The organism is Sutterella seckii (genome assembly GCF_009183815.1).
Taxonomy (GTDB): Bacteria; Pseudomonadota; Gammaproteobacteria; order Burkholderiales; family Burkholderiaceae_F; genus Sutterella; species Sutterella seckii.
Window position 1 is genome coordinate 1 of the sequence record NZ_WEHX01000165.1, and the last position, 2,253, is coordinate 2,253.

A 2,253-nucleotide genomic window follows, 5' to 3' on the forward strand; every position below is an offset into this window, starting at 1 on the left:
GCATCCAAATGGACCACGGAAACAACCAAACGCGATCAGCTATTCCTCAAGCTGTTGGGGGTCAATTGAATCGTGGCCGCATTAGACGACTTTTAGGATAGAATCACAGTCGTTAAGAAATAGCGATTAACCCTTAGAGGTTAACGCTAGTGACCCCTTTCAATGGAGATTTAAAAATGCTCTCTGCCAAGCTGGCTAAAAAGATCAATGAACAGATGAACCTCGAGCTTTTCTCTGCGCTCCTTTATCAGCAGATGGCTGCGTGGGCGAGCGCGAAGTCCTTTGAAGGCGCTTCGAGCTTCCTCTATGCGCATGCCAAGGAAGAGCTCGAACACAAGCAGCGTCTCTTCAACTACCTCTGCGATACGGGCGCCATGCCGGTGATAACCGCCCTTGAAGCTCCGCAGCATGACTTCAAGTCGCTCGAGGACGTCTTCAAGAAGACGCTTGACCATGAACTCTTCATTTCGAAGTCGATCAACGAACTCGTGGGCGCCGCCCTCGAAGAAAAGGACTTCTCGTCCTTCACCTTCCTGCAGTGGTTCGTCTCCGAGCAGCATGAAGAAGAGAAGCTCTTCAGGACCATCCTCGAAAAGCTTCAGCTCATCGGCAAGGACGGCCATGGGCTCCTGGTCTTCGACAAGGAACTTGCTCAGATCCACGCGGCGAAGTAATTCAAGCGGCTTTTTGAGCTGTGAGCGGATCCCGACCGGGCATACGGCCGGGATCCGCTTCGCGAAGCGCATCGGGTTCGGCCTCTGGTGCGCTTTTTTCATGCCTGCAGCGGCAAGGTGCGATCAAATCGACCAGATGCTGTGGCTCACTGTGTTCGCGTCGAGCGGCACTGGTTCTGCGGCAAGAGAGATGAGCGCGGTCTTTCCCGTCTGCGGTATGCCTGCATGGGGAGCTTGCTGAAAGCAGCGGGATGACTTTTGCGAGCGTCCGGTGCAGGTATGTCATGACTTGACCTGCTTCTCCTGAATTTCAGAACCTTTAGGTTCATTTTTTCAGGAAGAGATATTCTGAAAATCAGACTATCCATCGATGAAGCATGCGGAAGCCAGGGCAGTGTTTTTTTCCCGGAAGTAAAAACGGAGAAGTCTGAAGGAGAATGTTGGAATGCATTCTCAATGATGCCTTCACTCGTCAGAACGTCTGGGACTCATGGGAAGCAAGAAAAACACGTATTCGTTCAAAGAACCCGGCGAGTTCTGCCGGCGTCCGCAGTTCAATTTTGGTGAGCGCGGCCATTCGATAGTGGTCGACTGTTCGTTTGGAAATGCCCAGCTGCTCGGCAATCTGCTGGCTCGTGAAGCCTTGTGCTACTTTTTCAGCAATTTCTTTTTCACGTTCACTGAGCGACCTGAATCGCTTCAGTTCATCAAGCAGATTGGTTGCCCCGCCTCTGCGGGCGCGGTCCTTTTCAATGGCGCGCGAGACTGCCGGCAGGAAGGTAGCCGGCTTTATGGGCTTTTGCTGAAAGTCGCAGGCCCCGTCGCGCATGGTCTGAACAGCCATGTCGATATCGCCGTGGGCTGTCAGGAAAATGATCGGGCACTCATAAGCTCGCCCGGTAAGAATTTCCTGCAATTCAAGCCCTGACATGCCGGGCATACGTACATCGAGAATGACGCAGCCGAGTCGACTCGGCATGTCGCCGGCGAGAAATGCTTTAGGGTCTGCGAAGGAGATGACGTCATATCCTTCACACTTCAGCATGAATTCGAGTGAATCTCGAAGGAAGGGATCATCGTCCACAATTCGGATGAGAGGCTTGTCAGGATTCATTGCTTCGCTTTTCTTCGTTCTGAAGCGGGAGGATCAGGAGCGCTGTGAGGCCATTAGGCCGGCGGCGCGCGAATTTGAGTCGTCCGCCGAGGTTTTCTGCAATCGTGCGAACAATAGCCAGTCCGAGACCAAGCCCTTCAATCTTGCTTGATGTCAGGATGGAATTGAGCTTTTCGAAGCTTTCATCATTCTGCAGAGGGCCGTTGTCGCAGATGGAAATGACGGCCCGGCGGCGGTCGTCCGATCCTTCGCAGCTGTCAAGAATAAGAGAAACCTCCCCATTCGCGGTATTAGCGACAGCCTGGAGAGCATTTCTCAGAAGATTCTGGATCGCGAGTTCAATTTCCATAGGATCGGCATGGATGAAATACGTGAATTCCCAGGAATCCGTTAACAGAGTCTGAAAGAAATTCATATCCCGGCTTAGTTTTGATTTAAGGCAACTAACTGAAATCTAAAGGTTAG

Annotated in this window: 3 protein-coding genes; 1 reads left to right on the forward strand and 2 read right to left on the reverse strand. The window is 52.1% G+C overall.

What is annotated here, in order from left to right; translation table 11 throughout:
* Window positions 1-176 precede the first annotated feature (176 nt).
* Window positions 177-674, forward strand: coding sequence for a non-heme ferritin (ftnA, locus tag GBM95_RS11545; RefSeq protein ID WP_152159228.1), 498 nt, complete (start codon window positions 177-179; stop codon window positions 672-674).
* 472 nt (window positions 675-1,146) lie between these two features.
* Here the strand turns inward: ftnA and GBM95_RS11550 are convergent, their stop codons facing one another.
* Together GBM95_RS11550 and GBM95_RS11555 are read right to left on the reverse strand one after the other, a co-directional pair.
* Window positions 1,147-1,788 (reverse strand): response regulator transcription factor, encoded by a 642-nt coding sequence (locus GBM95_RS11550; protein WP_152159229.1) that lies wholly within the window; start codon window positions 1,786-1,788, stop codon window positions 1,147-1,149.
* Entirely contained in the window at window positions 1,778-2,137 is a 360-nt protein-coding gene (locus GBM95_RS11555) for an ATP-binding protein (protein ID WP_193222699.1), read from the reverse strand. Before GBM95_RS11555 ends, GBM95_RS11550 begins: the two co-directional genes overlap by 11 nt.
* Window positions 2,138-2,253 lie beyond the last annotated feature (116 nt).